The following is a 2,029-nucleotide window of genomic DNA, read 5'->3' as shown; positions in this document are numbered from 1 at the left end:
CTATCTATTGCATGTTCAGCTAGTTTTTCTGATTCATAACATTGCATATTTATTTTAGTTTTGCAACACCCTCTATTAAGCAAAATGATTAATCCTTGTATTAAAGACATTATCTAAATTTTTTAAAACTATCATATTGGAAATTTATATCCTACCAGAAGAGAGTTGTACAAAATTTATTATCACCTTTGAAAAAGTACAAAAATGACCATTTTATATTTTAATACGCATGGTATGATTGATTAGAAGGTGTTGTTTATTCTATATGTGTACGCAATATGTCTCAGATGACAACAAAACTTCCTATCAGTTCTAGCTAAGGAACAAACACTCGAAAGGGTGTTGTTCCAAATTGGACCTTTAGCTCAGTTGGTTAGAGCAGACGGCTCATAACCGTCCCGTCGTAGGTTCAAGTCCTACAAGGTCCATCTAATAAAAAGCACCTAGTACACTAAATCAGTACTAGGTGCTTTTCCATTCCTTACATACAAAACAAGGCTCCAGAATTGGAGCACACAAAGAAAATGAATTAAAACAAATCACAGACTTTAATCATGTTAGCATGCCCTCTTATGATTTGCATTTCATTTTATACCTTTATAAAAGCACAAAAAATATCTATACTTTTCATAAGACCGTACCGTATAATCATATTACCATCTAACAAACCGTCTTAATTGCTTCAAAACTTCTCAGACCCAAAGTCCATTGCCTCATCATTGCAATGGACCTTTTCTAGTTATGGCCATATTTCACATGCGAAGACAGCTACACAAAAACATTCCAGCTCACCACCTTAGACTACTTACTTGCATATTACACCGTTTCACTACATAGACTCATATTACATAAGAAAACATCAACATGTCTTCATCCCGAAGAGCACCTCCACTCAATCCGGAGATGCTCTTTTCTTTATATCCCTCTACAACATTCGAATATTCATCTTTTTAAACTCTTATTCACCTCGCTAATTTTTGTTATTTTTCCTACCGCTTCGCTAGTGGAACGAAAATCCTATATACTTCTTTTCTGAAAATCGATATACTCCAATGTATAAGCATCTATATCGGAGGGGACTAGGTTGTTATATAAATTATGCTTAATCTCATTACTACTCATACTAGGAATCACTTTAATCGTCGTTAGCTGCTTCCTTGCTATTAGGACTAGGGCTAGGAATTATCTTTAGCGTGCTCATTATGTGGCTGCCTGATATCCTTTCGTGGATGATTAAGGGAGGGTTCCCTCAAGAAGACATTCTTTTAGAAAAGCAAGGTGTTTTACCTTATCCTCGCTTTTCCTTCTCCTACTATCCCTCGTAAACAAGCGCTTCATTTAAATATTTTTCCTTTATGGCCATTTAAACCAAAATATAAGCATGAAGTTACACTAATTCTTATTTTTAATGAAGTGCCATACCCGAAATTTGGTCACATATACTAAAAATGATTCAGCATCGCTTAACATAGATTGTTCTATCCCAAAACAGCGTACTCTTTGGTCAAGAATGCGCTGTTTTTTATTTTTATTTTTATTTTTCATTTCTGCTGTTACATATAATACAATGGCAAATCAATTTAGAGATATATTTCTTTTTAGTTTACTTCACATACACATAGGCTGCATTTATTGTTATATAGTATGTTTCCCCCTTGCTATTGTGCACTTTATATTGCGGAGAACCATTTACATTTATTTTCGCATCAATTGTAAATCCTAATCCTGTATCTACAGAGCCAACCACATCTTTATCCTGCCAAGATGGAGCATCATAGAAACGTAGATTGTTAACTTTTGAAACCACGCGCTTACCTACAATTGAAGCATCCACAATGCTTTTCTTACTAAACTTTACATAGGATGGATCGTTCTTAATCCATTGTTCTCCACCTAGATTTAACCAGCCATCTTTTTCAGCCCACACAATATAAGATTCTGGTTTATTTAGCTGACGAATCTTAGAATAGCTTGTACCTGGTCCTTTACGTAAGTTAACGTTGTAACCTTCAATATAGGCGATACCGTC

The 2,029-nt window shown here is 34.7% G+C and carries 1 tRNA gene and 1 pseudogene; one reads left to right on the top strand and one right to left on the bottom strand.

Annotated features, from left to right (window positions below):
- Positions 1-354 precede the first annotated feature (354 nt).
- Positions 355-428, top strand: a tRNA-Ile gene (locus tag ACQRBL_RS32120).
- Between the two features lie 1,175 nt (positions 429-1,603).
- Here ACQRBL_RS32120 and ACQRBL_RS32115 read toward each other — a convergent pair.
- Positions 1,604-2,029, bottom strand: a pseudogene (locus tag ACQRBL_RS32115) (N-acetylmuramoyl-L-alanine amidase); the annotation flags it as partial.

This window comes from Bacillus sp. AF62 (genome assembly GCF_050312695.1).
Classification (GTDB): Bacteria; Bacillota; Bacilli; order Bacillales; family Bacillaceae_G; genus Bacillus_A; species Bacillus_A cereus.
This window is presented reverse-complemented; position numbering and strand designations above follow the sequence as displayed.